The organism is Lentzea sp. HUAS12 (assembly GCF_024125735.1).
GTDB lineage: Bacteria > Actinomycetota > Actinomycetes > Mycobacteriales > Pseudonocardiaceae > Lentzea > Lentzea albida.
On the sequence record NZ_CP099738.1, the window covers coordinates 4,154,717 to 4,179,554 of the forward strand.

At 70.2% G+C, this 24,838-nt stretch carries 20 protein-coding genes; 9 read left to right on the forward strand and 11 right to left on the reverse strand.

The features are described 5' to 3' along the window. Positions 1 to 110 precede the first annotated feature (110 nt). From ND450_RS18260 to ND450_RS18275, 4 genes are all read right to left on the reverse strand, one after another. The gene (locus ND450_RS18260; RefSeq protein ID WP_253327280.1) at positions 111 to 1,094 is read right to left on the reverse strand and encodes an NAD-dependent epimerase/dehydratase family protein; all 984 of its coding nucleotides are present in this window, start codon (positions 1,092 to 1,094) and stop codon (positions 111 to 113) included. Further along, a complete protein-coding gene (locus ND450_RS18265; protein WP_245786643.1) occupies positions 1,091 to 2,116 on the reverse strand; it encodes a Gfo/Idh/MocA family protein in 1,026 nt (341 codons plus the stop codon). Before ND450_RS18265 ends, ND450_RS18260 begins: the two co-directional genes overlap by 4 nt. Positions 2,117 to 2,130: 14 nt before the next feature. Next, positions 2,131 to 3,624, reverse strand: a complete 1,494-nt coding sequence (locus ND450_RS18270) for a sugar transferase (protein WP_253327281.1) — start codon at positions 3,622 to 3,624, stop codon at positions 2,131 to 2,133. A 377-nt stretch (positions 3,625 to 4,001) separates the two neighbouring features. After that, the gene (locus ND450_RS18275; RefSeq protein ID WP_089926200.1) at positions 4,002 to 4,217 is read right to left on the reverse strand and encodes an RNA-binding S4 domain-containing protein; all 216 of its coding nucleotides are present in this window, start codon (positions 4,215 to 4,217) and stop codon (positions 4,002 to 4,004) included. A gap of 90 nt (positions 4,218 to 4,307) precedes the next feature. On the opposite strand from ND450_RS18275, the gene ND450_RS18280 reads away from it, so the two are divergent. Continuing rightward, positions 4,308 to 4,991 carry a DUF2306 domain-containing protein gene (locus tag ND450_RS18280; protein WP_253327282.1) on the forward strand — a complete coding sequence of 228 codons (684 nt, stop codon included), beginning with the start codon at positions 4,308 to 4,310 and terminating at the stop codon, positions 4,989 to 4,991. A gap of 282 nt (positions 4,992 to 5,273) precedes the next feature. On the opposite strand, the gene ND450_RS18285 is transcribed toward ND450_RS18280, so the two are convergent. From ND450_RS18285 to ND450_RS18295, 3 genes are read right to left on the reverse strand one after another with little or no spacing between them, the layout of a single operon-like run. Then, positions 5,274 to 5,690, reverse strand: coding sequence for an SLATT domain-containing protein (locus ND450_RS18285; protein ID WP_089926193.1), 417 nt, complete (start codon positions 5,688 to 5,690; stop codon positions 5,274 to 5,276). Beyond that, on the reverse strand, positions 5,687 to 6,889 hold the full coding sequence (locus ND450_RS18290) for a DUF4231 domain-containing protein (protein WP_253327283.1): 1,203 nt from the start codon (positions 6,887 to 6,889) through the stop codon (positions 5,687 to 5,689). The genes ND450_RS18285 and ND450_RS18290 overlap by 4 nt, the downstream gene beginning before the upstream one ends. A gap of 54 nt (positions 6,890 to 6,943) precedes the next feature. Beyond that, positions 6,944 to 7,639: an HAD family hydrolase gene (locus ND450_RS18295; protein ID WP_253327284.1), complete on the reverse strand. Its 696-nt coding sequence runs from the start codon at positions 7,637 to 7,639 to the stop codon at positions 6,944 to 6,946. Positions 7,640 to 7,675: 36 nt separating this feature from the next. Between ND450_RS18295 and ND450_RS18300 the strand changes: the two genes are divergently transcribed. The 4 genes from ND450_RS18300 (at position 7,676) to ND450_RS18315 (ending at position 13,650) form a co-directional block, all read left to right on the forward strand. Next, positions 7,676 to 9,061 (forward strand): SDR family oxidoreductase, encoded by a 1,386-nt coding sequence (locus ND450_RS18300; RefSeq protein ID WP_253327285.1) that lies wholly within the window; start codon positions 7,676 to 7,678, stop codon positions 9,059 to 9,061. Positions 9,062 to 9,216: 155 nt separating this feature from the next. Next, positions 9,217 to 9,843: a Ku protein gene (locus ND450_RS18305; RefSeq protein ID WP_253327286.1), complete on the forward strand. Its 627-nt coding sequence runs from the start codon at positions 9,217 to 9,219 to the stop codon at positions 9,841 to 9,843. A 205-nt stretch (positions 9,844 to 10,048) separates the two neighbouring features. Next, positions 10,049 to 12,919 (forward strand): bifunctional RecB family nuclease/DEAD/DEAH box helicase, encoded by a 2,871-nt coding sequence (locus ND450_RS18310; RefSeq protein ID WP_253327287.1) that lies wholly within the window; start codon positions 10,049 to 10,051, stop codon positions 12,917 to 12,919. A 131-nt stretch (positions 12,920 to 13,050) separates the two neighbouring features. Then, the gene (locus tag ND450_RS18315) at positions 13,051 to 13,650 is read left to right on the forward strand and encodes an LPXTG cell wall anchor domain-containing protein (protein ID WP_143091908.1); all 600 of its coding nucleotides are present in this window, start codon (positions 13,051 to 13,053) and stop codon (positions 13,648 to 13,650) included. 53 nt (positions 13,651 to 13,703) lie between these two features. Here the strand turns inward: ND450_RS18315 and ND450_RS18320 are convergent, their stop codons facing one another. Then, positions 13,704 to 14,453, reverse strand: coding sequence for a PIG-L family deacetylase (locus ND450_RS18320; RefSeq protein ID WP_253327288.1), 750 nt, complete (start codon positions 14,451 to 14,453; stop codon positions 13,704 to 13,706). Positions 14,454 to 14,748: 295 nt separating this feature from the next. Continuing rightward, positions 14,749 to 16,536, reverse strand: a complete 1,788-nt coding sequence (locus ND450_RS18325; protein ID WP_253327950.1) for a S8 family serine peptidase — start codon at positions 16,534 to 16,536, stop codon at positions 14,749 to 14,751. Positions 16,537 to 16,727: 191 nt separating this feature from the next. Between ND450_RS18325 and ND450_RS18330 the strand changes: the two genes are divergently transcribed. Next, the gene (locus tag ND450_RS18330; RefSeq protein ID WP_143091907.1) at positions 16,728 to 17,654 is read left to right on the forward strand and encodes a LuxR C-terminal-related transcriptional regulator; all 927 of its coding nucleotides are present in this window, start codon (positions 16,728 to 16,730) and stop codon (positions 17,652 to 17,654) included. Between the two features lie 74 nt (positions 17,655 to 17,728). Then, positions 17,729 to 18,301: a hypothetical protein gene (locus ND450_RS18335; RefSeq protein ID WP_253327289.1), complete on the forward strand. Its 573-nt coding sequence runs from the start codon at positions 17,729 to 17,731 to the stop codon at positions 18,299 to 18,301. Positions 18,302 to 18,355: 54 nt separating this feature from the next. Here ND450_RS18335 and ND450_RS18340 read toward each other — a convergent pair whose 3' ends face one another. Then, the gene (locus ND450_RS18340; protein ID WP_253327290.1) at positions 18,356 to 20,233 is read right to left on the reverse strand and encodes a S41 family peptidase; all 1,878 of its coding nucleotides are present in this window, start codon (positions 20,231 to 20,233) and stop codon (positions 18,356 to 18,358) included. Between the two features lie 119 nt (positions 20,234 to 20,352). Between ND450_RS18340 and ND450_RS18345 the strand changes: the two genes are divergently transcribed. Together ND450_RS18345 and ND450_RS18350 are read left to right on the forward strand one after the other, a co-directional pair. After that, complete coding sequence (locus ND450_RS18345) at positions 20,353 to 22,740, forward strand: hypothetical protein (protein WP_253327291.1); 2,388 nt, start codon at positions 20,353 to 20,355, stop codon at positions 22,738 to 22,740. 13 nt (positions 22,741 to 22,753) lie between these two features. Next, positions 22,754 to 23,335 carry a superoxide dismutase family protein gene (locus ND450_RS18350; protein ID WP_253327292.1) on the forward strand — a complete coding sequence of 194 codons (582 nt, stop codon included), beginning with the start codon at positions 22,754 to 22,756 and terminating at the stop codon, positions 23,333 to 23,335. 8 nt (positions 23,336 to 23,343) lie between these two features. Here the strand turns inward: ND450_RS18350 and ND450_RS18355 are convergent, their stop codons facing one another. Continuing rightward, on the reverse strand, positions 23,344 to 24,702 hold the full coding sequence (locus ND450_RS18355; protein WP_253327293.1) for a helix-turn-helix domain-containing protein: 1,359 nt from the start codon (positions 24,700 to 24,702) through the stop codon (positions 23,344 to 23,346). Positions 24,703 to 24,838 lie beyond the last annotated feature (136 nt).

The window sequence follows — 24,838 nt, forward strand, 5'->3', positions numbered from 1 at the left end:
CGCCGTCACCGCCGTTTCACTGCGGTCAGGCGGGTCCAGCGGTCCCGTCATCGCGGCTTCGTCGCGATTCGGGCAGGTCCGCGGCACCATAACCTCGGACCCCGAGCCGTTCAGGCGGTCTGCGCGGCGTCCTTCTCCGCGCGCCACCACGCGACCAGGTCGCGCAGCCCGCCGTCCATCTCGATCTCGGGCTTCCACCCGAGCTCGCGGGCCGCGAGGCTGATGTCGGCGAGCCGGCGCGTCACGCCGTTCACCTTGCGCTCGGGGCCGTGCTCCAGCGGCAGGTCGGAGTCCATCGCGGCGAGCAGCGCGAGGGCGAGCTCCTTGAGCGAGGTCTCCTTGGAGGACGCGATGTTGTATACGGCGTCCGTGACCGGCGCCTTGGCCGCGAGGATGTTGGCGCGTGCGATGTCGTGCACGTGCACGAAGTCCATCGTCTGGGCGCCGTCGCCGAAGATGAGCGGCGACTTGCCGTCGACGATGCGCTCCATCCAGCGGATGAGCACCTCGGTGTACAGGCCGTGGACGTCCATCCGCGGTCCGTACACGTTGAAGTAGCGCAGCGCCACGTAGTCGAGGCCGTACATGGCCTTGAAGCTGCGCAGCATGCCCTCGTTGAACGCCTTGGCGGCGCCGTAGAAGGTGTCGTTGTTGTACGGGTGGTGGCGTTCGTCGGTGGGGAACGACTCCGCGAGGCCGTAGACCGAGGCCGACGACGACGCGATGACCTTCTTCACCCCGGCCGCCGCGGCGGCTTCGATCACCGTGAACGTGCCGTCGACCAGGCACTCCAGCGCGAGGCGCGGTTCCTCCGCGCACTGGGTGATGCGGATGGCGGCGAGGTGGAAGACGAGGTCCACGCCCTCCATGAGCGAACCCACGAGGGCCTTGTCGTTGATGTCGCCCTCGACGACGCGGACGACACCGGACTCCAGGGCGGAGGCCAGGTTCTCGCGGCGGCCGCGCACGAAGTTGTCCAGCACGACGACCTCGGCGGCGCCGGCCTCGACGAGCTGGTCCACGACCGACGACCCGATGGTTCCAGCGCCGCCCGTCACGAGCGCGCGCTGACCGGTGATCGGCTGTGCCGTCATGCTGAAACCCTGCCTTCGACTTGTTGTACGGGAACGAAAAGCCCGCCGGAGCGCAGCGACTCCGACGCCGCCTCCAGCACCGCCAGCACGCGCAGGCCCGCGCGGCCGTCGGTCAGCGGCGCCCGCTTCTCGGTGATGGACGCGGCGAACTCCGCCATCATCGTGCGCAGCGCCTCGCGTTCCACCAGCGCCGGCGCGACCATGTCGCCGGTGCGGTAGGAGATCTTCTGCTGCTCCACGGAACGGTCGACGCCGCGGTCGTAGATGGACAGTCGCTGTGCCGGGTTGTTGTCGTCCCACACGACCGTGCGCTGCGAGCCGCCGATGACCATGGTGCGGATCTTCGTGGGCGACAGCCAGTTCACGTGCACGTGGGTGATCGCGCCGTTGGACAGCCGGACCGTGAGGTGGCCGACGCACGCGACGCCCGCGCCGATCGGGTCCGAGCCGTGCGCCGCGACCTCCACCGGGTGGACGTCGTCGGGCAGGATCGCCTCGAAGATCGACAGGTCGTGCGGGGCGAGGTCCCACAGCACGTCGACGTCCGGCTGCACCAGACCGAGGTTGATGCGCACCGAGTCGATGTACTGGATGTCGCCGAGCTCGCCGCCGCGGATGATCTTGCGCAGGTGCTGCACGGACGACGTGTACGCGAAGGTGTGGTCCAGCATCAGCGTGAGGCCGCGCTGTTCCGCGGTCTCGACGAGCTTGAGGCCGTCCTCGAAGTTGGCCGCGAGCGGCTTCTCGACGAGGACGTGCTTGCCGGCCTCCAGCGCCGCGAGCGCGACGGGCAGGTGCGTGGCGGCGGGGGTGGCGATGGCGACGGCGTGCACCTCGGGGTCGGCGAGGACCTCGTCGAGGGAAGCGGTGGCGCGCACCGTGGAGTACTGACCCAGCACGCGCCGAGCCTTCTCCACGTCGAGGTCGCAGAGGTGGCGCAGGTGCAGCGCCGGGGTGGCCTGGGCGTTGCGAACGAGGTTCGGCCCCCAGTACCCGGCGCCGATGACGGCAAGGCCAATCACGTCTTGGTTCTCCATCAGTAGGCCCCCTGGCCGCCGAAGACGGCGCGGAAGGTCTTCCACATGATCACGAGGTCGAGGGCGAGCGACCAGTCCTCCACGTAGCGCAGGTCGAGGCGGACCGACTCCTCCCACGAGAGGTCGCTGCGCCCGCTCACCTGCCAGAGGCCGGTCAGGCCGGGCTTCACGAGCAGGCGGCGCCGCACGTCCGAGGAGTACTTGGCGGTCTCCTCCGGTAGCGGCGGGCGGGGACCGACGAGCGACATGCTGCCCGCGAGGACGTTGAACAGCTGGGGCAGCTCGTCGATCGAGTACCGGCGCAGGAACGTGCCGACCTTGGTGATGCGCGGGTCCCTCTTCATCTTGAACAGCACGCCGTTGCCCTCGTCGACGGCAGCGAGCCGGGCGCGCAACGCGTCGGCGTTGGTCACCATGGTGCGGAACTTGATGATCGTGAACGGCACGCCGGTCTTGCCGACCCGCTTCTGGCGGTAGAAGACGGGGCCGCGGCTGTCGATCATGACGAACGCGGCGACGGCGAACATGAGCGGTGCCAGCGCGATCAGGAGGGCGAACGCTCCGACGCGGTCGACGACCTCCTTGACCAGGCGGCGGAACCCGCTCAGCGCCGGCTCGCTCACGCGCAGCAGCGGCATGCCGAGCACGGCGCTCATGTGCAGTCGCGGGCCGGCGACGTCCATGAGACCGGGCGACACGACCATCTCGGCGCCGGAGCCTTCGAGCGCCCACGCGAGCTGCTGGAGACGGCGAGGTGTCCAGTAGGCGTCGGGTGTGACGGCGACGATGCGGTAGCCACCGCGGCGGACGTGCTCGGCGAGCTCGCGCAGCTGGCCGACGACGGGAACGCCCTCGACGTCGGTGCCGGCGCGGCCGCGGCCGTCGATCGTGCAGATCGCGTCCACGCGCCAGCCCAGGTGGGCGACGCGCTTGGTGCGGTGGATGAGGTCCTCGACCGTGTCCAGGTTGCCGGCGGCGAGGACAGAGAGCAGGAAGCGCCCTTCACTGCGGCCGCGGTGCAGCGGGCGGCGCAGGAGGTAGCGCATGGGGAAGGCGACCAGGGCGATCGCGGGGACGACGACGAAGATCCACAGGCGGGCGCCGGGGATGTCGACGGCGAGCGCTCCCAGACCGAGCGCCACGACGGCACCGAACAAACCCCGGCCGAGTCTTCGGAACTCCTCGGCTCCCTGGCCGAGGACCGCCGGCTGCCACACGCGGTTGATGGCGAGTGAGCCGACGACGAGGACTACTGTGAGTACGTCCAGCAATGCAAGGGAAAGCGGCCCGAAGGCGGTGTGCCGCATGCTCATGACGGCACCGACGGCGAAGACGACCAGGGCAATGGTCAGCACGTCGGCGGTGATCACGGCGTAGCGGTAGCGACTTTCCCAGCGTGCTACGGGTGGGTGGGTCTGTCTGAGTTCCGACAGCGAATTGAGCGTGGAGCGCGGCCCGTCGACATCACGGGCAGCGCGGACCTGCTCACTCATCGTTCTGATCTCCCCGGCTCAGCGGCGATTTCGGACGTGCACGTACGCAGGTCACCCCGAGGACCTTGATTCTCAGATCTGGCGCGAACCTCTGATCTGCCGCTTTCGGGCTCGGCAGCCGGAGCTCGCAACCGGTGATTCGCGCGTCCCGGCATCCGCGTTACAGACCCTGGAAAAAAGTTTCCCCGAAGCCCGCATAGCGGACGTGACGCGCGTCTCACCACCTGGAAACCGTGGCGACACAAGACGTTTCTTGATGTCCAAAAGGGACATAGAAGTGTCTTATGCCGCGAGGGTGATGACTCAGAAAAGGTCTTCAGGCCCTAGACTGATCGTCTGCGAATGTGCATGTACTTACCGCTGAACGGAGTAATGCGCTACGGCCGAACAGAAATGCGCACTTCGTCACTGTTGACGACCACCACGTCACCGTGCCGCAGCTGCGCCCCGCGCCGCAGCTCCACAGCGCCGTTGACGTGGACTTCTCCGTCCTCGATGAGCTCCTTCGCGTGCCCACCGTCCTCGGCCAGCTGAGCCAGCTTGAGGAACTGCCCTAGCCTGATCGGCTCTTCGGAGATCTCGACCGTCCGCATGAGTCACATCATCCCAGTAGGGTGTGCCCCACCGCTCGCTCGGGGGCGCACCCCAGCGCGTTCGAGTGAACTCGTTGACACGCTTGAAGTATGAAAACTTCGTGGGGGTACACCGCCTGGTTGGCGGTGTCGGGATTCGTCTGCGTCGCGATAACGATCTTCGCCGCGAGCGCGTACGTGACCCTGGACATGGCGCAGTCGCGCCCGCCGTTGCACGGACCGGTGCACTACGGCCTTCTCGTCGCGCACATCTTCACCGGAACGGTCGCCGTCCTGGCGGGTGTCTCGCAGTTCTGGCCGGGCCTGAGGGCACGCCATCCGCGGGTGCACCGGATCATGGGCCGCGTCTACTTCGCGGCGGTGCTGCCGTCGTCCGTGCTGGGGGTGGTGTGCGCGCAGCTGTCGCTGGCCGGCCTGGCGTCGTCGGCACCGCTGACGGTGCTGTCGGTGCTCTGGTTCGTCAGCGCCGTGCACGGCCTGAAAACGGCGAGGCGGCGCCGGTTCGGCGAACACCGCATCTGGATGATCCGCGGTTTCGCACTCACCGGCGCCGCCATCACGGGTCGCCTCTGGGGGCTCGCACTCGGTGCCCTGCTGCCCGAGGGGGACGGGCTGCTGGTCTTCGCCACCGCGAACTGGCTGTCGTTCGTGGTGAACCTGCTGGTGGCCGAGTGGTGGATCCAGTCGCGGGGTTACACCCGGACCTTGCCCTCCGTGGCGCTGAGGCCCAGCATCTCGAGCAAGTCGGCGCAGTCGAGCGCGTCCGTGGCGTGACAGGCCACGGTGCGTGCCGCCTTGCTGTTCTGAATCGAGCTGTGCTCCTTTTCCAGAGCCTTGGCCTCGGCGAAGGTGCCGGTTTCGGGCTCGGCGATCGCGGGACGCGCCCAAGTCATGTCGTGCCTGCTTCCGCATCGGGGGATGTGGTCATCATGGCAACTGGGTGACGGAAACACCAGGACTTGTGCTTACCGTGATCGATCACCCACGCAGCGTGTAAACCGTGGGAGCGCTTTCTTTTCTTACGCTCTGCAAACGATTTTTGCTGTTCTCCCGGGTTCACCGGCCGTACCTGAGCACAGACTCCACTTCGGTCACGAATGCGACGAGCCGTTCGTCGTCCACGTCGTCCGGCGTGGGACCGTCGACCGCGAGCCGTTGCAGCGCAACGGAAGTGGTCGCACTTTCCCGCGCCAGGCGGCGGAACCCGAACGTCGCCTCGTAGAGCGACATCGCGGTGCCCAGCGCGGCCAAAGTCGTTGCGGCGAAACCCCACATGGCCCTGCGCGGCCCGTCCGCCATCCCGACGGCGGCCGCGGCCGCGGCGGCGATGAAGAAGGCCGCGGCGAGCGCGACCGTCCACGTGCGAGCGCGCGAGAAGCGCTTGCGGGAGCGTTCGAAGTGGTCGAGCCGGTCCTGGAAGCGGTGCCGCAGATAGGCTTCCACGAACTGGGCCTGGCGCTGCTTGTCGCTCATGTCCGCACCACCTCGTGCTTGCGGTTGCTGACGGCGGCTTCCAGGTCCGCCACCTTGTCCTGGCGTTCTTCCTCGGTGGCCGGCGCGACGGAGGCGAGGTGCGCGAAGTACAGCGCCCTCAAGCGTTCCGCGCGCGACCGGGCGGTGAGGTACTTGTCGAGCGACTCCCGCTTGCGGGCCACGATCGTGACGGCCGCGGCGAACGCGCCGCCCGCCACGACGAGCACACCGGGCCACGGCGTGTCCTTGAGCCACGTCTGCAACGCGGCGAACACCGTCGTCGTCAGGCCGCCCGCGATCGCGAGCACGGCCATGAGCCGGTAGCGGTTCTGCTCGACGTCGGCTTCCGCGTCGAGCTCCTGGAACGCCGGCGCGACGACCTGGTTCGCGTCGTGGATGGCGTCGGCGAGCGCCGGGTAGGCCACGACGAAGCCGGGGTCGACGAGCGGCCGCGCCTCCGGTGCCCGGTAGCGGACCTTGGGCAGGATTCTCGGCGGCTTGACGGGCTTCTCCTTGCCCAGCAACCGTTCCAGCGCGGTGACGGCTTTGCCGGCGCCTTCGTCCACGTGGATGATGAAGATCTTGCCGCTGCGCACGAGGACCGCGAGGTCGCCGGTGAGGTCACCCGTCGCGATGCGGTCGGCGAGACCGCCCGTGCCGGCGAGCACCAGCAACGGGTTGTCGCCGCTGAGGTGGTCGACGACCTCCTTCTCGTTCTCACCTCCGACGACGAGGGCGACGACGGGCTTCTTGTGGCGCACGGCGTCGATCGTGCGGAACAGCACCGGCGTCGCGTCCGTCCACTCCGAACCGGGGACGATGACGGCGACGCTGTGGTTGGGTTCCAGCGGGACCTGACCGTTGGTGGAGGTCTCGGTGAGGTCGTGCACCTTGCTGCTCGGCGCGACTCCGATCACGACGGGCCAGCGCTGCTCGCACGCCTGCAAAGCCATGCCCAGCAAGTGGACAACGCCTCTGTCGGTGCCTTCGGTGACGAACACGGCGCCGTTGCGCGCCGCGGTCACGACCACGGATCTGAGCACCGGCAACAACTTCGCGGCGAGATCCGTCTCGATGTCTTGGGTGGAGCCGAAGACCGAGATCACCGTGCGGCCCCGGGGCAGTCCGAGGGCCTTGGGTTTGATGTCGGCGTCCGGCTGGGACAGCCGTTTGACTGTCGGGCCGCCTGCTGTGGGCATGCCGCGCACCATAACGCCGTGATCGACGGTAGGCCAGAGCCGTTCAGACCCGTCTCAGGTCGCCCACACACCCCTGGTCAGCTCTTTCAGGTCGCTCAGGTCGTCGATCACGATCTGGGCCCCGGCCCGGTGGAGGTCCTGCCTCGAACTCCTGCCGGTGGCCACGGCGACCAGCCGCACCCCGGCCTTCGCCGCCGCCTGGACGTCGTGCGGGGTGTCCCCGATCAGCACGACCTCGTGGTGGGCGAACGGGCGGATGTGCCGCGCGCGTTCGCGGGCGAACGTCACGAGCTCGGCCCGGTCGACGTGGTCGTCGCCGAACGCGCTGACCTCGAAGTCGACGAGGTGGGCGAGACCGAACTCCTCCAGCTTGATCAACGCGACGCTCTGGAGGTTCGCGGTCAGCACGCCCTGGTGCACGCGCGGGTCGTCCGCGAAGTGCTCCAGGGCCTCGAGCGCGCCGGGCAGCACCTCGCCGTGGCCGGGCAGCTCGCCGCGCCGCGTCTCGAAGGAGCTCGCCAGCGCGTCGGCCAGCAGCCGCGAGGACTCCTCGGTGTGCTCGATGCCGTGCTGCCGCAGCGTCTCCTCGATGATGTCGAGCTCGGTGCGCCCGCCGAGGTCGACGGGCCCCTCCAGCTCCCTGCCGAACGCCGCCTGGAACGCGTGGCGGTACATCAGCCCGCCGAAGCCGCGCGCCGAGATCAGCGTGCCGTCGATGTCCCACAGCACCAGCAGTTCGGGCCCGGTCATCCGGCCACCTCCCCCAACCCCGTAAAATGCCTGCTCATGACCTCGATCGACCCCGCAGAGCTGGAAGTCTGCCTGCGCGTGCTTGCCCAGGTCGAGGACCTGCCGGCGGAACACGACGACGCCGTGCGCGTCCGCCGGGCCACAGCGAAGATCTTCAAGGCCGCGAAGAAGTTCCGCAAAACCGAGCGCAAGGCCGCCATCGTGGCCAACGACCGGGCCGTGACGGCGCTCACGGCCACCGGCTCGCCCGACCGCATCGACGACGAGACCCAGGGCCTCCCGCTCGTGTCGAACGCCGCCGGCGCCACGGCGGGCACGCTGCTGCGCGCACGTTCCTGCTACACGTGCCGCAAGAGGTTCGTCGAGGTGGACGCCTTCTACCACAACCTCTGCCCGGACTGCGCCGCGTTCAACCACAGCAAGCGCGACGCCCGCACCGACCTGACCGGCCGCAACGCGCTGCTGACCGGCGGCCGCGCCAAGATCGGCATGTACATCGCGCTGCGCCTGCTGCGTGACGGCGCGCACACCACGATCACCACCCGCTTCCCGAAGGACGCGGCCCGCCGCTTCGCCTCGATGCCCGACGCCGCCGAGTGGATCGACCGCCTCAAGATCGTCGGCATCGACCTGCGCGACCCCGCCCAGGTGCTGGCGCTGGCCGACGAGGTGGCCTCCCGCGGGCCCCTCGACGTCCTCATCAACAACGCCGCCCAGACCGTGCGGCGGTCTCCTGGGGCCTACGCGCCGCTGGCCCACGCCGAGCACGAGGCCCTGACCGGCGACGCCCGGCGGCCCGAGCTGATCTCGTTCGGCGGCCACGGCCAGCTGGCGCTGCCCGGCACGGCCGTGCCCGAGGCGCACTCGGTGACGACGCTCGCGCTGATGGCCGGTTCCAAGGACATCGACGCGGGCGGCCTGGTGCCGGACACCGCGGCCACGAACTCGTGGATCCAGAACGTCGACGAGGTCGACCCGGTGGAGCTGCTCGAGGTGCAGCTCTGCAACTCGACGGCGCCGTTCCTGCTGATCTCGCGGCTGCGCGCGTCGATGGCCAAGTCGTCGTACCGCCGCAAGTACGTGGTGAACGTGTCGGCGATGGAGGGGCAGTTCTCCCGCGCCTACAAGGGTTCCGGGCACCCGCACACGAACATGGCGAAGGCAGCGCTGAACATGTTGACGCGCACCAGCGCCGAGGAGATGCTGCAGGCCGACGGCATCCTGATGACCGCGGTCGACACCGGGTGGATCACCGACGAGCGGCCGCACCCGATGAAGATGCGGCTGGCCGAGGAGGGCTTCCACGCCCCGCTGGACCTGGTCGACGGCGCGGCGCGGGTGTACGACCCGATCGTGCGCGGCGAGGCCGGCGAGGACCTGTACGGCTGCTTCCTGAAGGACTACGCGCCCTCTGCCTGGTGAGGCCGTTGGGGTGACTTTCGTCGGATACACGCGTCCGAGATACCTGTCGGACGCGTCCGAACGAGGCCTTCCACCAGCACTTACGCGTAGTTGAACACCTGTTCGAGTACTCATTTGTCATGAGAACTGTGTGGCGGGGAGCACTTCGGTTCGGGATGACGACCATGACGGTGCGGCTGGTCTCGGCGGCCACCGAGCATCGCGGCAAGGTGCACCTGGTGCACCGCGAGGACAGCGGCCGCGTGCGCCACCAGCAGGTGTGCGGTGAGTGCTCGCTGAGACTCACACCGGAGGACATCGGCCGCGGCTACGAGCTCGACGACGGCCGGATCGTGCAGATCGACCCCGGCGACCTCCCCTCACCGGAGGACGGTGTCATCGACGTGCAGCAGTTCGCGCCGCAGACCGACGTCGACCCGGTGGCGCTGCACCGCAGCTACTACGTCGAGCCGGACGACCTGGCGGTGCGGTCCTACGTGCTGCTGCGCGAGACCCTGGAGCGCACCAAGACCGCCGCGATCGTCAAGTTCGCCCTGCGCGGCAAGGAAACGCTGGCGGCGCTGCGACCGCAGCAGGGCGTGCTGGTGCTGCACACGCTGCTGTGGCCGGACGAGGTGCGGGAACCGCACTTCGCGTTCCTGCACCGCGACACCGAGGTGCGCACCGGCGAACTGGCCGCGGCGGCGGCGCTGGTGCGGGCGCAGACGCGTCCGTTCAAGCCGCGCGACTACCCGAACACGCACCACGAGGCGTTGCTGCACCTCGTGGAGGCGAACGTCTAGGTCCTGTATCGAGGTCTGGTTCGATGAGAGGTGCGCTCGAGGGCCCGGCTGTCGCGGATCAGACTTCGATACAGGACCTGGGGTGCCCGCTCCAGGTGGGAGCGGGCGCGCGACCCGCGAGTCGGGGATGAACGCGGGTCGCGCGCCCGTGCCGCCGGGGGCGAGGTCCCACCGTTGTCGGTGGGGCTGACTAGCATCACCGACCATGCTCGCCAGTCCATCCGACCTCGTCGACCTGCTCGAATGCGAACACCGCAGCTACCTGGCGCGCGACGAGCGGCGTGGCGACCCCGCCGAGCTGCACCGGCAGGCGGCGAGGACGGCCGAACGGATGCGCTCCGGCGCGGACCTGGTCGAGAACGCCGTGTTCTTCGACGGCGCCTTCCACTGCTCGGCCCAGACGCTCGTGCGCACGCCCGACGGCTACGAGCCGTGCGACGTGGTCCCCGAGGCAACGCCGCTGGCCGTGCTGTCGCTGGTGGCGGCCGCCGAGTCAGTGGATGCCGCGCGCGCCCACCTGATCGTCGACGGCAGGCGCACGTCGTTCCGCGTCGCGGACTTCACGCCCCTGCTCGGCCGCCTGCGGACCCGGCTCGCGAAGCCCTCCCCCGCGCCTGCCCGCTCGTGGGGTGACGTGCGCGCGGCCTGCACCGGCTGCCGGTTCGCCCGTCACTGCGCTTCCGGCCGTGAGCAGGCACGGGACCTCTCGCTGGTGGCGGGGTTGCGGGCCGACCAGAGGCGGAAGCTGGTTTCGGTCGGCATTGACACCATCGACGCGCTTGCGGAGACCGAGGAGCGGCCTGCCACCCTCTCGCCGGCCTCGTTCACCGCGCTGACCGCGCAGGCGCGGCTCCAGGTGCAGCAGGAGCGCACCGGCGTCACCACCTACGAGGTCGTGGCGCCCGAGGCGCTGGCGAACCTGCCCGAGCCCGCCGAGGACGACGTGTTCCTGGAGGTCGACGGCGACACGTTCCGCACTCCGGGGTGGTCCGGCACGTTCGCGGAGTTCGTCGAGCGCACACCGGCCGGCACCGTCTACCACTTCGCGCCGCACGACCTCGCCGGACGGGCCGCGCGGTCGGCGACGCTGGAGTCCGAAGTGGACGAGCTCGTGCGGCGGTGCGTCGACCTGGGGGCGTTGACGCGGCGGGTGTTGCGGGTGTCCACAAGGGAGTACACGCTGCCCGCGCTGAAGCCGTTGCTGGACGACGAGGTCCCGACGCGGGGTCTCCGGGACCTGTTGCACCGCATCAAGGTCGAGCGCGAGATCGAGACGGCCGTGCGCGAGGAACGCGACGAGGCCGCGCTGGAGAAGGCCGCCGAGCGGGCCCGCCGGATGGCGGCGCTGACCGAGCCGTTGATGGCCGAGGGGCACGCGTTGTTCGCGGCGACGGTCGGGTATCACCGGCGTGAGGCCAGTCCGGCGTGGGGCGACTTCTTCCGGCAGGCCCTGGCGCCGATCTCCGACCTGGAGACCGACTCGAACTGCGCGGTGCCGATCACGTTGCGGGCGGACGACTGGGTGCCGCCTGCCGGGCGGGTCCGGACGCACAAGCGGCAGGTGCACGCGCGCATCGACCCGGAGCGGCCGCACCCGTTCGGTTCCGGGGAGCAGGTCCGGCTGCTCTACCCCGGCAACATGACGCGCAACGCCGTCGTGGCGGACGACAACCCGTACGAGCTGGTGCTGACCGAGAGCAACGCGGTCGAGCACGGCGAGATGCCGATCGCGGTGCTGCCGGGCAGCCCGGTGCCCGCGTCGCCGAAGGACGAGGCCGTCGCGGAACTGGCCGAGCAGGCCGTCGGCCTGTTGCCGCTGCTCCCCCGCAACCCCGGCATCGACCTGCTGCTGCGCACGCCGCCCGCGCAACCGCTGCCGCAGCACCCCGACGTGGTGCAGGCCGTGATCAAGGCCGTCGACCAGCTCGACGGCGGCACGCTCGCCGTGCAGGGGCCGCCCGGCGCCGGCAAGACGTACCTCGCGACCAAGCTCGTGCGGCACCTGATCGACCAGGGCAAGACGGTCGCGGTGACGTCGACGTCGCACAAGGCCGTGGAGAACGTGCTGTCGAGCGTCGACCCCGACATCCCGATGGCCAAGCGCCCCAAGGAGAAGAAGCCCGAGGAGGGCCTGCCGTGGGACCAGCCGAAGAGCAACGGCGCCCTGGCGCAGTGGCGTGAGGAGCACCCACAGGGCCACCTGGTCGGCGGCACGGCCTGGACCTTCTCCAACGCGGTGATCAAGGCGCAGCCGTTCGACGTGATGATCATCGACGAGGCGGGCCAGTTCGCGCTGGCCGACGCCGTGGCGGTGGGGACGGCGGCGCGCAACCTCGTGCTGCTGGGCGATCCCCAGCAACTGCCGCAGGTGGTGCAGGGCGTGCACCCGCCCGGTTCGGACGCCTCGGCGCTGGGCCACCTGCTGGGCGACGCGGACGTGATCCCGCCGCACCTCGGCTACTTCCTGGCGGAGACGCGCCGGATGCACCCGGCGGTGTGCCGTCCCGTGTCGGAGCTCTCCTACGCCGGGCTGCTCCATTCGCACTCCTCGGCCGCCCTGCGGTCGATCTCCGGGATCGAGCCCGGCATCTACCTGCGCGAGGTCGACCACCGGCACAACATCACGTCGTCGGTCGAGGAGGCCGACGCCGTGGTCGACACGGTGAGCGCGATCGTGGGTCGCACCTGGACGGACAACGGCAAAACGCGCGAACTGACCGATGCGGACGTTCTGGTCGTCGCGCCGTACAACCTGCAGGTGCGGGTGATCCGCCGCAGGCTCGCCGAGGCGGGGTTCGGGGAGACCCGAGTGGGCACGGTGGACCGCTTCCAGGGCCAGGAGGCACCGGCCGTCATCATGTCCATGACGTCGTCGTCCACCGTGGACCTGCCGCGTGGCCTGGACTTTCTTTTGTCACGCAACAGATTGAACGTGGCCCTGTCGCGCGCCCAGGTGCTCGCCGTGATGATCTGCTCGCCGCGACTGCTGGACGCCGACGTGCGGGGCGTGGAACAGATGCGGTTGGTCGCGGGCACGATCGGGCTAACAGAAAACATGCGGATCTACCCGTGGTGACACCGTAGCGTTGCCATACAGTGACCTTTCGAACGCTCTGAGTTGTTAGCGTGGCGCGGTTCACCCGGTCGGGTGATTTGGCATTTCACTTGTTTGATCCGCCATCGCACCAATGCAGAGCAGGAGTTTCCATGGCAAGCAGAGTTCTCGGCGCGCTCGCGGTGACGGCCACCGCAGCCCTCGCTTCGCTGGCACTGGCTACCCCGGCCAGCGCGCACACCCCGGTGTCGTCAGCGGAGTGCGTCAAGGACAAGGCTGTGCTGAAGGTCAAGCTGACCCAGTACGCGGGCGGCGACAAGAACACCGTGCTGATCAAGGACGGTGACAAGGTCCTGGCCGACGAGAAGTTCGGCCAGAACTGGGGCGAGAAGAAGTTCGAGGCCGACGGCACCGTCAAGCACACCTTCACCATCAAGGTGACCGCTTCGGACGGCTCGAAGTACAACTACGAGAAGACGCACGAGACCCCGGCGTGCGTGAAGACCCCGCCGACCACGACCACGACGACCACCACGACGACCACGACCAAGCCGGTCGTGACGTCCCCGGAGACGCCCTCGTCCTCCGAGGTCCCGCCGTCGTCCACCCCGGCCGCTCCCGCCGGCAGCGCCCCGGAACCGCCCCTCGCGGCGACCGGTGCCTCGCCGATGTGGCTGCTGCTCTCGGGCGTGGGTCTCGTCGGTGCCGGTGCCGGCACCCTGCTGTTCCTGCGTCGCCGCCGCAGCGCGTGAACTAGCTGAACGACGGAACGGGGGCGGTCCACCGGGACCGCCCCCGTTGCTGTCTAGAGGTCCAGAGCGGTCGCGGGCTCGTGTCCCTCGCGGATGAACCACTCCGTGGCGAACGCGTGCGCGAACGTGGGTTCGTCGAGCGACAGGAAGAACGACTGCTCGGGGATCTGCGAGGCGTGCGCCCGCATCGCCTGCCGCTTCACCTCGAGGTACTTCGAGACGTCGACACCGACGTTGATCTCCGACTCCGGCACCGCGCCCTCACCGAGCGGCGGCGGTTCCTCGATGTTCGCGCGCCGGAACGCCTCGCGGAACGCCGACTCCCGCACCAGCGCCTGGTAGACGGCCGGCGTGCCCGCGATCTCCGCGGCGCGCATGCCCACGCGGTGCGTCTGGATGTGGTCGGGGTGGCCGTAGCCGCCGAAGCTGTCGTAGGTGGTGAGCACCTTCGCGTCCTCGTCGATGAGGATCGCCGCGAGTTTCTGGGCCGCCTCCTCGACGTCCGCGGTCCAGAACGAGCCGGGCTGGTCGTTGAGCTCGTCGCCCATCATCCCGGAATCGCGGTACCCCAGGAACTCCACGCGCGCCACGCCCAGCAGGTCGGCCGCCGCGTGCGTCTCGACGACGCGGCGCTGCCAGAGTTCTTCGCCCTCGTCGAGGAAGTCCGGGACCTCGCCGGCCTCGCCGCGCGTCGCGACGACGAGCACGACCCGGTGCCCCTCTTCGAACGCCTTGCGCATCACGCCGCCGGTCACGATGCACTCGTCGTCGGGGTGGGCGTGGAACGTCACCAGTGTGGCCATGGTTTTGACGTTACCCGTGGGCGGGTGGGGTTGTTCGCCTGCACGGGTCGGGATTGTGCCGGCTGGTTGCTCGGGTCCTGACGAGCCGGGGCGGGTCATCGCCGCTGCGCGACGATCGCGATCGGGGTTGCGTCACCTCCGCCTCCCAGGCAGGCGGAGGTGACGCCTCGCCTACGGCATTGCGGTTGGCAGCAGGTGTCCCGGCCTCGCCGTTGCGTCGCTGGGCCCGCACGTGAAAGGGCGGCGCTCCCCCAGTACAGGCTGGGAGGCGCCGCCCCTCGGCGAACTCGTGGAGCTATCGCAGGGTCAGGTTCCAGGAGTTGATGTACCCGGTGTCACCGGAGTACACGTCCTGGACCCGCAGCTTCCACGTGCCCGCCGCGACCTCGGACGAGGCGTTGACCGTGTAGGTCGCCACCACGTTGTCGGCACTGTCCGAAGAGGACGAGTTCTTCAGCCGGTAGGCGGTGCCGTCCGGCGCGACCAGGTCGATCACCAGGTCGCCGCGGTAGGTGTGGACGATGTCCACACCTACCTTGGTGGTGGCGGAGGCGTTGCCCGTCACCGTGGAGTTGATGGAGGACGTGACGGCGGTGCCGCGGTCCGGGATGGCCACGTCGGTCGTGTTCTCCAGGCCGCCGGAGGGCGGCGGGGTGGTGTCGACGGCGTTCACGGTCTTGGTGGCGTCCGCGAGGCCCGCGCCGCAGCCGCCCGAGCAGGTGCCGGGGAAGGTGCGGGCGTTGGTCTTGATCAGGTCCTTGACCTCGGCCGGGGTGAGCGACGGCTTCTTGGCGACGAGCAGTGCCGCGAGGCCCGCGATGTGCGGGGCCGCCATCGAGGTGCCCTGGTAGGGCTTGTAGTTCTCGGCGCCGGGGGTGGTGGCGCCGGCGTTCAGCGTCGACCAGATGCCGTTCTCCGGCGTGGTGATGGTGCCGGGGGTGTCGGTGCCTCGGCGGGTCTCGCCGCCGGGGGCCGCGATGTCGATGCGGGTGCCGAAGTTCGAGTAGAACGCCTTGTTGCCTTCACGCGAGGAGGCCGCGACGGTGATGACGCCGTTGCAGTTGGCCGGGGTGAAGTTCGCGACGTTCATGTTCGAGTTGCCCGCCGCGACGACGACCGTGGTGCCGCGGTTGATGGCGCCGTTGATCGCGTTCTGGTACGTCGTGGAGCAGGAGGACTGGCCGCCCAGGGACATGTTGATGACCTTGGCGACGTTCTGGTTCGCGGGCACGCCGCTCACCGTGCCGCCGGACGCCCAGGTGATCGCGTCGGCGATGTCCGAGGTGGCGCCGCCGCACTTGGCGAGAACGCGCAGGGGCTGGATCTTCGCGTCGTAGGCGATGCCCGCGATGCCCTTGCTGTTGTTCGTGGCCGCGGCGATGGTGCCGGCGACGTGCGTGCCGTGCCAGGACGAGCCCTGGTCGGCGGCCGGGACCGGGTTGCCGTTGGCGTCGGTGCCGCACTCGCCGCGGGCGACCCAGTCACCCTCGTCGGCCGGGTTCGAGTCACGGCCGTTGTTGTCCCGTGCGCGCGCCGAGTCGGAAACGAAGTCGTACCCCGCGACGACCTTGCTCGCCAGGTCGCTGTGCGCGACGTACCCGGTGTCGATCACGGCGACGGTGACGCCCGCGCCGGTGGTGCTGGACCAGGCGCCGGGCACGTTCATGCCCGCGGTGGCCTCGAAGAGGTCCCACTGCCTGGAGTACTCGGTGTCGTTCGGGTCGGCGAACGGCTGCATCAGCAGGTCCGGCTCGACGTAGGCGACCTTCGGGTCGTTCTTGAACGCCTGGATGGTGCTGTCGGCGTTCGTGGTCTTGGAGCCGAGGTCGACGACGACAGCGCCACTCGCCGTGCGGCGGTGCAGCGACTTGCCCTTCTTGCGGGCGTCGTCCGAGGCAGCGGTGTCGGACGAGGCCTCGGCGGTGCCGGGCTTGTAGCCGACGATCAGCCGCTCGAAGGGACGGTTCACCTGGGTCGAGTCCGGCTGGGACTGGATCTGGGCGGGGGCAGCGGTCGCCGAGGGGGCGACAACGCTGAGCACGGCGGCGGAAACTGCCGCGGCGCACACACTCGTGCGTCGCATCTTGTTCACGTGAGGTCCTTCCACGCAGGGCCTTCGCGTGCCGTTGAGGGCGTCAGGGTTCTGAACCGGCTGCGGAGGTGGAGGGACCGTAAGTCGGGTCACACCTGCGAAAACAGGTCTAGCGGAGTCCGATTTCCGACACTGTCGTGTTCACGACACGGGTGTTGCGCTGAATGGCGCACAATGTGGCCGTGTTCGGACACTTGGGCGTCGCACCGGAGCTCACCGCCGTTTACGAGCTCCTGGTAACGGGCGGAAGCCGCACGACGGACGAAATCGGCGTCAACGCCTCGCTGCTGGAGCGGATGCGGGAGTTCGGCCTGGTCCGGCACCTGCCCGGGGACGTGTGGCAGGCCGTCGCACCCGACCTGGCCGTGGAGGCGTTGATCGCGGCCCGCGAGGAGCAGAACCGCCGGGCCCGCGCGGACGTCGGCCCGCTGATGGAGCTCTACCTGCGCAACCGCGGCGAGGAGCTGGCGGACAACGCGTTCGTCGAGGTGGTGTCCGGTGTGGACGCCGTGCGCGAGCTGTGGCACGCCCTGCTCCGCGGCGCCCGCGACGAGGTCTGCGTGCTCGACCAGCCTCCGTACGTGACGCCGCTCGGCCAGCACGTCGCGCTCGAGGACGAGACGCGCGAACGGGACGTGCAGTGGCGCGTCGTCTACGACCGCTCGGCCGTCGACATCCCCGGCCGGGTCACGGAGATCATCGAACTGGTCGCGGCGGGCGAACGCGCCCGTGTCACGCCGACGCTGCCGTTCAAGCTCGCGGTGATCGACACGCACGCGGCCGTGCTCCCCGTCGTCAACGGCGACGTGGTCGACAAGGTGCTGCTGATCCGCCCGTCCGCGTTGCTCGACGTGCTGCGGTCGACGTTCGAGCTGTACTGGGACAAGGGGATCCCGTTCAGCCCCGGCGGCATCTACGCGGCCGCGGCCGACGTCGACCCGAACCTGCTGGGGCTGCTGGCCGCCGGGCTGACCGACGAGTCGATCGCGCGGCAGCTGGGGCTCGCGCCGCGGACCGTGCAGCGGCGGGTGCGGCAGCTGATGGACCGGTGCGGGGCGCAGACGCGGTTCCAGGCCGGTGTTCAAGCGATGCGCCGAGGTTGGCTCTAGGCGGCATGCAACCCCAGGGTGATCTTGTGGCGTCTTACCCACAGCAAGCAAGTACTCACCAGGGGGATTAAAAAATGCGCATGCTCAAGGTGATGGCGGCCGCCCTGACGGGCCTGGCACTCATCGGTATCACGGGTACGGCGTCGGCGTCCGCGGACGTCGTGTGGCCGCCGAAGGACGTCACGCCGATCCACAAGACCAAGGCGGAGCTGGAGGTGCAGGCCGCCGGGTTCACCGCTCGTCAGCAGGAGACCTTCCCGAAGGTCTTCCGCGGCGCGGAGAACGTCTCGCCCGGCAACTGGGGTGGTGAGGCGGAGGGCCGTCTGTTCGACGACATGCAGTACATGACGAACTGGACCGGCTTCACCGTGCAGGGCCAGAGCAACACGGTGTTCATGCAGGTCAACGCGCCGGGGTTCTTCCAGGAGTCGCCGCAGCAGCTGTGTGAGCGGGACAGGTGCACCGGCAAGGTCAGCGACCACCGCGGTGGCGTCACGGTCTTCACCAAGAACGACCAGCACGGCATCACGATCGCGTGGAACTTCCGCCGCAACGGTGAGGTCGTCTGGGCGCAGAGCTGGACGGCGGGTACGGAGGCGCAGCTCGCGGCAGTGGCCTCCGACCGCGCGTACACGTTCACGCGCTAGCACGTGAGGGTGCGGGCGCAACCGGTCATGGAGTCACCGGAAGCGCCCGCCCGATCAACTGGCGACCTTGCGCGCGGCCACCAGCTGCCCGTCCGCGAACCCCTCGACGCGCACCTCGCGCCCGGTCGCGTTCAACGTCGCGGTGTGCGCGCCGTCGGTCACGTCCAGCGAGGTCGCCGGGCGGCCGTCGACGTAGACGTCCACCCGGTCGAGGTTCACGGTGTCCAGTGAGACGGTCGTGCCCGCGACCGCCACCCCGAGCCGCCGCACCGGCAGCTCCTTCAAGAGCTCCCCCGCCCGTGCGAGCAGATCCACGTTGCCCTGCAACAGATCCGCGCGCGTGACCTTGTGCTGGTGCGTCGGGCGCACGCCGAGGTCCTCCACGGGCGTGCCCGCCAGCTTGCCGACGCGCAACGTGCGGCGGATCGACACGCGCATGTTCGCCTTGTTGGGCAACGGCCGGTACGGCGACTCCGGGTCCACCGGCGCCGGGATCTTCAGCAGGGTCGCCAGCAGTCCGTGCGTCCACACGTTCGCGCCACCCGCGCCGGTGTTGTCGTCCACGCCAAGGATCGGGCCCAGCTCGTGGTCGGCCCAGCCCGCGGCGAAGATGTCCGTGGCCGAGTAGCAGCGCGCGTCGGTGATCAGCACGACCGGGCCGTGGTAGGTCTGGCCCACGGCGTTCGCGCCGTCGACCGGCGTGATGGTGTGCGAGCAGGAGAACGCCTGGCCCGTCTCGGTCGAGCTGTCGAGCGACGGGAACCACGGGCCGAGGTCGATCTGGCCGGTCGGGTCCTCCGCGTGGCGGCGGCAGATCCTCAGGTTGAGCGGCGTGCTCAGGAACTGCACGGGTTCCGGCGCGATCCGCTTCGGCGTCATCGTCTGCAGCAGGAACTCCGAGGCGAAGATGTGGCCGCCGCCGTTGTCGCGGACGTCGACGATGAGTCCGTTCTGCGGCAACAGGTTCGCGAGCCGGACGAACTCGGCGAGGAACGCCTCCGGGTCGTCGACGCTGAAGGTGAAGATCCGCAGGTGCCCGAACGTGCCGGACGGCGTGGTAACGGGACGCGCCCGGAACACGCCGGGCATCGTCGTCGCGACGTCCTGCGCGGCCATCGCGACCGCGCCGCCGGCCGCCTCGGCCTGCACGACTTTGGGCGCGTGCAACAACTTCTTGGCGCGTGCCTTCTCGTCCGAGTCGAGGTCGACTCCCTGTGCGGCGGCGGCCGGTGACAGCGAGTCCACGTCCGTCATCGGCGGCAGGTTCTCGGTCACCTGCCAGTCGACGCGGACCTCCTCGGCGGCACCCGCCTCGGTGCGGTGGCTGACGACGACCCAGTCCTCGTCGGGCGGGAGCTGGATCACCAAGGGGCGCAACGTGAGCGACTCGAGGCCGCGGGCGAGGTTCGCGGCGGTGTTGCTGCCCGCGAACACCGCGCCGTTCAGCGCGACGGCACGGGCGATCGGCGTGCCGTTCCAGTGCGTCACCTCGGCGCCGACCGCCAGGCCGGTGAAACCTGCGACCGTGCGGGCGACGAGGTACTGCTCGGTGCCGTCCTGCGCGAAGCAGCGCTCCAGCTGGAACGGCAAGAAGGCGATCTTGCCCGCGAACGGCGCGGGCAGCAGGTAGTTCGTGTGCAGGTCGCGCACCGAGTGGAAGGTGCTCGACAGCTCGCGGTGGAACTGCCACTCGGCCTCGGCCGTCGCGTCGGTCTGCCGTTCGAGTCTCGCTCTGAGAACTCTGAGCCGCTGCACGGGGTTCACGGCGTGCATGGCGACTTTCAGAGGCAGGTGCGCGTAGTTCTGCTCCAGCAGGATCAACGCCTGGTCGACGATGAGCTTGCGCTGCGCCAGGGTGAGCGTGCCCGCGGTGGCGAGGAACTCGGCGAGTCCGACGGAGTTCGCGATGTTCGGGTGAGCGGTTGCGGTCATGGTGGGGCCTCCTTGCTCAGTAGAGGCTTCCGAGGGCACCTGGATACACCTTTTTCACCCGTTCGGCCGCTAACTGGAGCAGTTCCCGGGACGACAACTGGAGTAGAGGGAGGCGCGCCATGAGTCCACGTGTCCTCGAACTGCGCATCCACGGGGTGAACAACACGCCCCCGCACGCGATGCTGGCCCTGTCACCGGACGACGTCGAGCGGTTCAGCGGCTCTGACAAGCTCGGCAGCTTCTGGGAGACGAAACCGGACCGGGTGGCCGCGCTGCCCCAGGGACACCCCGGTCAGGCCCCGCCCGGCGTGCGGCGCGAGGCCTACTCGTGGGGCGGGATGGCGCGCAGCAGTCCGGGGATCGGCGGCAGCGGGGTTCCGTCCAGGGCCGTGAACCTGCTGGGCCGCATCGGATGGGCGCTGCTGCTGCCGTTCGGGCTCGCGAACGTCGCCTACTGGTCCCGGAAACTGCCCGTCGACGCGTCGCCGGACAAGCCGCAGAAGGTGTGGTGGAACTCCGGGCGCGGCGCGGCCAGCACGCGCCTGTTCGGGCTGGGGCTCACGTTGCTGCTGGTGCTCGCCGTGTGCGAGGTCGCGATCGACGTCTACGCGGTCCAGTGCTCGCTGCCCGCGGCGAACTGCCGGCGGCTCCCCGAGTTCCTCGACGTGCTCGGGGACCCGCCGCGGCACGTCCGGGTGCTCGTCGCCTCCGTCGTGCCGGTGCTGCTGCTCCTCGGTCTGGTGGCGCTCACCTCGTTGTCCCGCAGCAGGTACGAGGCGGCGCAGAGCACGCCGGAACGCCATGACGGGGTGATGCTCGGCCGGTCGTCGATGTGGCAGGGCGACTCGCGGGTCGGCCGGCTCACCCGGCTGCACCTCGCGGCGGGGTTCTCGGTGGTGGCGCTGGTGACGAGCGTCCAGGTGCCGCGGGCGTTCTTCTTCGGCGTCACCGTCGCCGCTGCCGCGGTGCTCGCCGTCGTCATCGCGCGGGTGGTCGTGACGGCGGCGGACGGACCGGACGTGCCGCAGTCGGTCGGGAACGGTCCGTGGTCGCGCTGGCTGGTGGTCGTGGCGGCACTCGTGCTGGTGGCGCACCTGGCCGGGATCTACGTCCTCGCACCCGCGTTCGACGGCCCGCTGCTGCTCGTGCAGTGGGGACCACCGGTCGTCACCGCGGCGTTGCTCGGGTCGACGCTGGCGGCGTGGTCGTGGCGGCGCAACGACAAGAAGGGCCCGCTCGTGTTCGTGGTGCTGTTCGCCGCGTTCATGGTTGCGGGGCATTGGTCCTCGTGGGCGTGGATCGGCGTTGTCCTGGTGGGCGCCGCCTTCCTGTGGAGGGCGTGGCCGCGGAAGGGCGACGGGTGGCAGGCGTGGCACGGCGCGGGACCCGGTGTGCTGCTCGGGTTGTCGCTGACGGCGTCGGTGACGTTGTCGACCGTGCTGGTGCTGACGTTCCGCGGCTGGGTCGGCGCGGGGCTGCGGGCGTCGTCGTTCTACCTGTGGTTCGGCGCGACCTTCGCCTGTGTCGCGGTCCTGCTGCTGGTGTTCTTGTTGGTGCACGCCGGATTCTTCATGGCGCGCTGGAAGAAGCCGTCACCCTTCGACGGTGAGGGCACGTCGTCGGTGGTGCGGGCGCGGCACCTCGCCGCCGTGGCCCACCGCGCCGAGAACGTCGTCGGCGTGCTGTCGACGGTCAGCGTGCTCGCTCTCGTGCTGACGTGTTACCTCTCTTTCGCGTCACCCGCGTGGGCCCGGTGGTCGAACATCACGTGGGTGGTGAACGGGAGCAACTGGGTCATCGGTCTCGTGGGAGTGGCTGTGGTCGGGGCGTTCATCGGGGCCGGCACGCTCACCAACCGCCGGCCGCTCGGGCTGGTGTGGGACCTGATGTGCTTCCTGCCGCGCGCGGCGCACCCGTTCGCGCCGCCCTGCTACGCGGAGCGCGCGGTGCCAGAACTCGCCGAGCACACCCACTCGTGGCTGGCGCGGTCGCCGGAGAACCGCGTGGTGCTCTCGGCGCACAGCCTCGGCGCGGTGCTCGCCGTGGCGGCGATCTACGCGTTGCCGCCGGAGGATCTGGGGCGCGTGCGGCTGCTGACGTACGGCGTGCAGCTGCGGCCCTACTTCGGGCGGATCTTCCCGGAGCTGCTCGGCCCGCCGGTGCTCGGCACCCCGCAGGTGCGCGCGGGCACGTTCTTCAGCCTCGACCCCTGGTGGCGGCCGCCGGGCGAGCCGCAGGAGGGCGGGCTGTCGTCGTTGCTGGGCGCGAACTGGGTGAACCTGTGGCGCCGGACCGACTACCTCGGGTTCCCGGTGCGGAGCTGGACGGGCGGTTCCGCCGACCGCCGCGCGGACGAGACCCTGGAGGGCGCGTCCACAGTGGAGACCCACAGCGACTACCACCGGTGCGCGGCCTACCGGAAGGCGTTCGCGGAGCTCGTCCCGATCGATCTGAACCAGTCACCCGATCGTGGACGTGGAGAGGATGGGAACCTGGAACGCAGTTGACACGAGGAGAAACATGCGCACGACTGTGGCGGCCCTCACGGGCGCCGTGCTCCTGACCGCGGGACTGGCCGCCTGCTCGGCATCCGACGGCCCGGCCGGCTCGCCTTCCGTGAAGCCGATCGCCGAGACGACCGTGGCCGCGCCCGCCGCGTCGGGTGACCAGCCCGCCGGCATCACCTACGACGTGGCGCGAATCCCCGTGGGAGCTCGTCTTTCCACCGGTTCGACCGTCGCGGATGGACGGACGACCGTGGAGCTGAAGGTGTCCGGTCTCCTGCCGGACACGAAGTACGGCTCGCACGTGCACACGAAGCCGTGCGGCGCGAAGCCGGCCGACTCGGGCCCGCACTACCAGAACTCGAAGGACCCGGTGTCTCCGAGCGTCGACCCCCGCTACGCCAACGCGGAGAACGAGATTTGGCTGGACTTCACCACCGACGCGCAGGGCGCCGCGTCGGCCGAGGCCACCGTGGCGTGGGAGTTCCGCAAGGGCGAGGCGAACGCCGTCGTCGTGCACGCCGCGCACACCAGCACGGACCACGGCAAGGCGGGCACCGCGGGCGACCGCCTGGCGTGCCTGACCGCCACCTTCTAGCCGCGCTGTCAGACCGGCCAGGTCAGGGCCACGCTTCCGTGCAGGTGCGGCCCTGACACGGGCTCCAGCACAGCAGCGCGCACGAGACTCAGCACCTCGTACCGGTCTCCGGCACGCCGGACGAGCCCGCGCACGCGCAGTTCCTGGAGCGCACGGCCGTGCCCGGCCTCCTGTCCCTCCGCCATCCTGACGAGCAGCGCGCGGGCCTCGTCATCCATTGTGGACAGCGAGCGCCGCAGCGAGTCGCGCAGGTGCGCCGACGTCGGGTCGAGGGGGTGCGACCGCAACCGCTCGAGCAGGTGTTGCGGCGAGTAGACCATGAACCACCCCGCGGCGAACTCCAGCGCCGACGGCAACCCGTCCAGCGCGTGCACGAGTCCCACGAGCGCGGCCTGGTTGGCGGGCTCGGGCTTGAACGCGGGCCGCACCCGGTGCACGTGCGTGAGCAACAGCCGCACCGCGGCGTCGTCGGCCAGCGCCCCCAGCGGGAACACGTGCTCACCGGGCAACCCGGTCGGCGCCAGCGCCGTGACGATCACCCGCAGCCGCGGGTGCGCGTCCAGCAGATGCGGGTCGGGGCGGTGGTCGGTGACGAGGACGGTGTCCTGGTCGTCGTCGACGGCAGGGGTGGCGTGCGACGGGTGCCACAGCACGGACCAGCCGTGCCGGAAGTGGAGGTCGCCCGCGACCTCGAGGGCGAGCCTCGTCTTGCCGACGCCGCTGACCCCGGTGATGGTGATGAGGCGCGTCGGGGCGTGCGGCCCGCGGAGGGTGGCGGCCCGGCCGAGGGTGTCGGCCCGACCAACAGTGTCGGCCCGGCCGAGGGTGTCGGCCCGGCCGAGGGTGTCGGCGCGGCCGAGGGTGTCGGCGCGGCCGAGCGCGATGACGTCCGCAACGGTGCCGCCTGGTGCGGCGATGTGCCGCACGGCGTTCCCCAGCCCGGCAGCGCTCCCGGCTCGATGCCGCGCCTCCCCCGGCTCGGCAGCACCCCTCACCTGCCCCGGCCCGACCCCGGCCTGGCCCGGCCCGCCGGCACCGCCCGGCGCCTCCGTCAGCAACGCCGCCAAAGCCGCCGCCTCCGCCTCCCGCCCCACGATCAGCCCACCGGGCCCGGCCGGCGCGGGTGGTGCCACCGCCGCACGACCGGCCGACCGCCCCCCTGCCTGCTGCAGGTCGGCGCGGCTGCCCTCGTCCAGCCGCAGGCCGTCGGCGAGCAGGCGCACCGTTTCCGCACGTGGCGAGCGGGTGCGGCCGCACTCCAGGTCCCGGATCGCCCGCACGCTCACCATCGCGAAGTCAGCCAGCTGTTGCTGGGTGAGGCCCGCGCCGATGCGGTGCGTGCGCAGCAGTTCTCCGAACTCCCTCATCCCGTTCCCTCCCTCGGACTTCGAGTCTCGGGGTGATCGGGCGGCGGGACATGGGTGGCGGACCCCCATATTCACGGCCGCGAGCAGGCCCGGGCGGGCCGCGGGCGGGCTCGGGAGCAGCGGTGGCCGGGGGCGT

Bases quoted from the DNA above. Each gene is read 5' to 3' on its own strand.
- ND450_RS18300 (WP_253327285.1), top strand. From the start codon at position 7,676: ATGACCTCGATCGACCCCGCAGAGCTGGAAGTCTGCCTGCGCGTGCTT.
- ND450_RS18295 (WP_253327284.1), bottom strand. From the start codon at position 7,639: ATGACCGGGCCCGAACTGCTGGTGCTGTGGGACATCGACGGCACGCTG.
- ND450_RS18325 (WP_253327950.1), bottom strand. From the start codon at position 16,536: ATGCGACGCACGAGTGTGTGCGCCGCGGCAGTTTCCGCCGCCGTGCTC.
- ND450_RS18275 (WP_089926200.1), bottom strand. From the start codon at position 4,217: ATGCGGACGGTCGAGATCTCCGAAGAGCCGATCAGGCTAGGGCAGTTC.
- ND450_RS18320 (WP_253327288.1), bottom strand. From the start codon at position 14,453: ATGGCCACACTGGTGACGTTCCACGCCCACCCCGACGACGAGTGCATC.
- ND450_RS18315 (WP_143091908.1), top strand. From the start codon at position 13,051: ATGGCAAGCAGAGTTCTCGGCGCGCTCGCGGTGACGGCCACCGCAGCC.
- ND450_RS18285 (WP_089926193.1), bottom strand. From the start codon at position 5,690: ATGAGCGACAAGCAGCGCCAGGCCCAGTTCGTGGAAGCCTATCTGCGG.
- ND450_RS18345 (WP_253327291.1), top strand. From the start codon at position 20,353: ATGAGTCCACGTGTCCTCGAACTGCGCATCCACGGGGTGAACAACACG.
- ND450_RS18260 (WP_253327280.1), bottom strand. From the start codon at position 1,094: ATGACGGCACAGCCGATCACCGGTCAGCGCGCGCTCGTGACGGGCGGC.
- ND450_RS18305 (WP_253327286.1), top strand. From the start codon at position 9,217: ATGACGACCATGACGGTGCGGCTGGTCTCGGCGGCCACCGAGCATCGC.
- ND450_RS18270 (WP_253327281.1), bottom strand. From the start codon at position 3,624: ATGAGTGAGCAGGTCCGCGCTGCCCGTGATGTCGACGGGCCGCGCTCC.
- ND450_RS18350 (WP_253327292.1), top strand. From the start codon at position 22,754: ATGCGCACGACTGTGGCGGCCCTCACGGGCGCCGTGCTCCTGACCGCG.
- ND450_RS18355 (WP_253327293.1), bottom strand. From the start codon at position 24,702: ATGAGGGAGTTCGGAGAACTGCTGCGCACGCACCGCATCGGCGCGGGC.
- ND450_RS18290 (WP_253327283.1), bottom strand. From the start codon at position 6,889: ATGCCCACAGCAGGCGGCCCGACAGTCAAACGGCTGTCCCAGCCGGAC.
- ND450_RS18280 (WP_253327282.1), top strand. From the start codon at position 4,308: ATGAAAACTTCGTGGGGGTACACCGCCTGGTTGGCGGTGTCGGGATTC.
- ND450_RS18335 (WP_253327289.1), top strand. From the start codon at position 17,729: ATGCGCATGCTCAAGGTGATGGCGGCCGCCCTGACGGGCCTGGCACTC.
- ND450_RS18340 (WP_253327290.1), bottom strand. From the start codon at position 20,233: ATGACCGCAACCGCTCACCCGAACATCGCGAACTCCGTCGGACTCGCC.
- ND450_RS18310 (WP_253327287.1), top strand. From the start codon at position 10,049: ATGCTCGCCAGTCCATCCGACCTCGTCGACCTGCTCGAATGCGAACAC.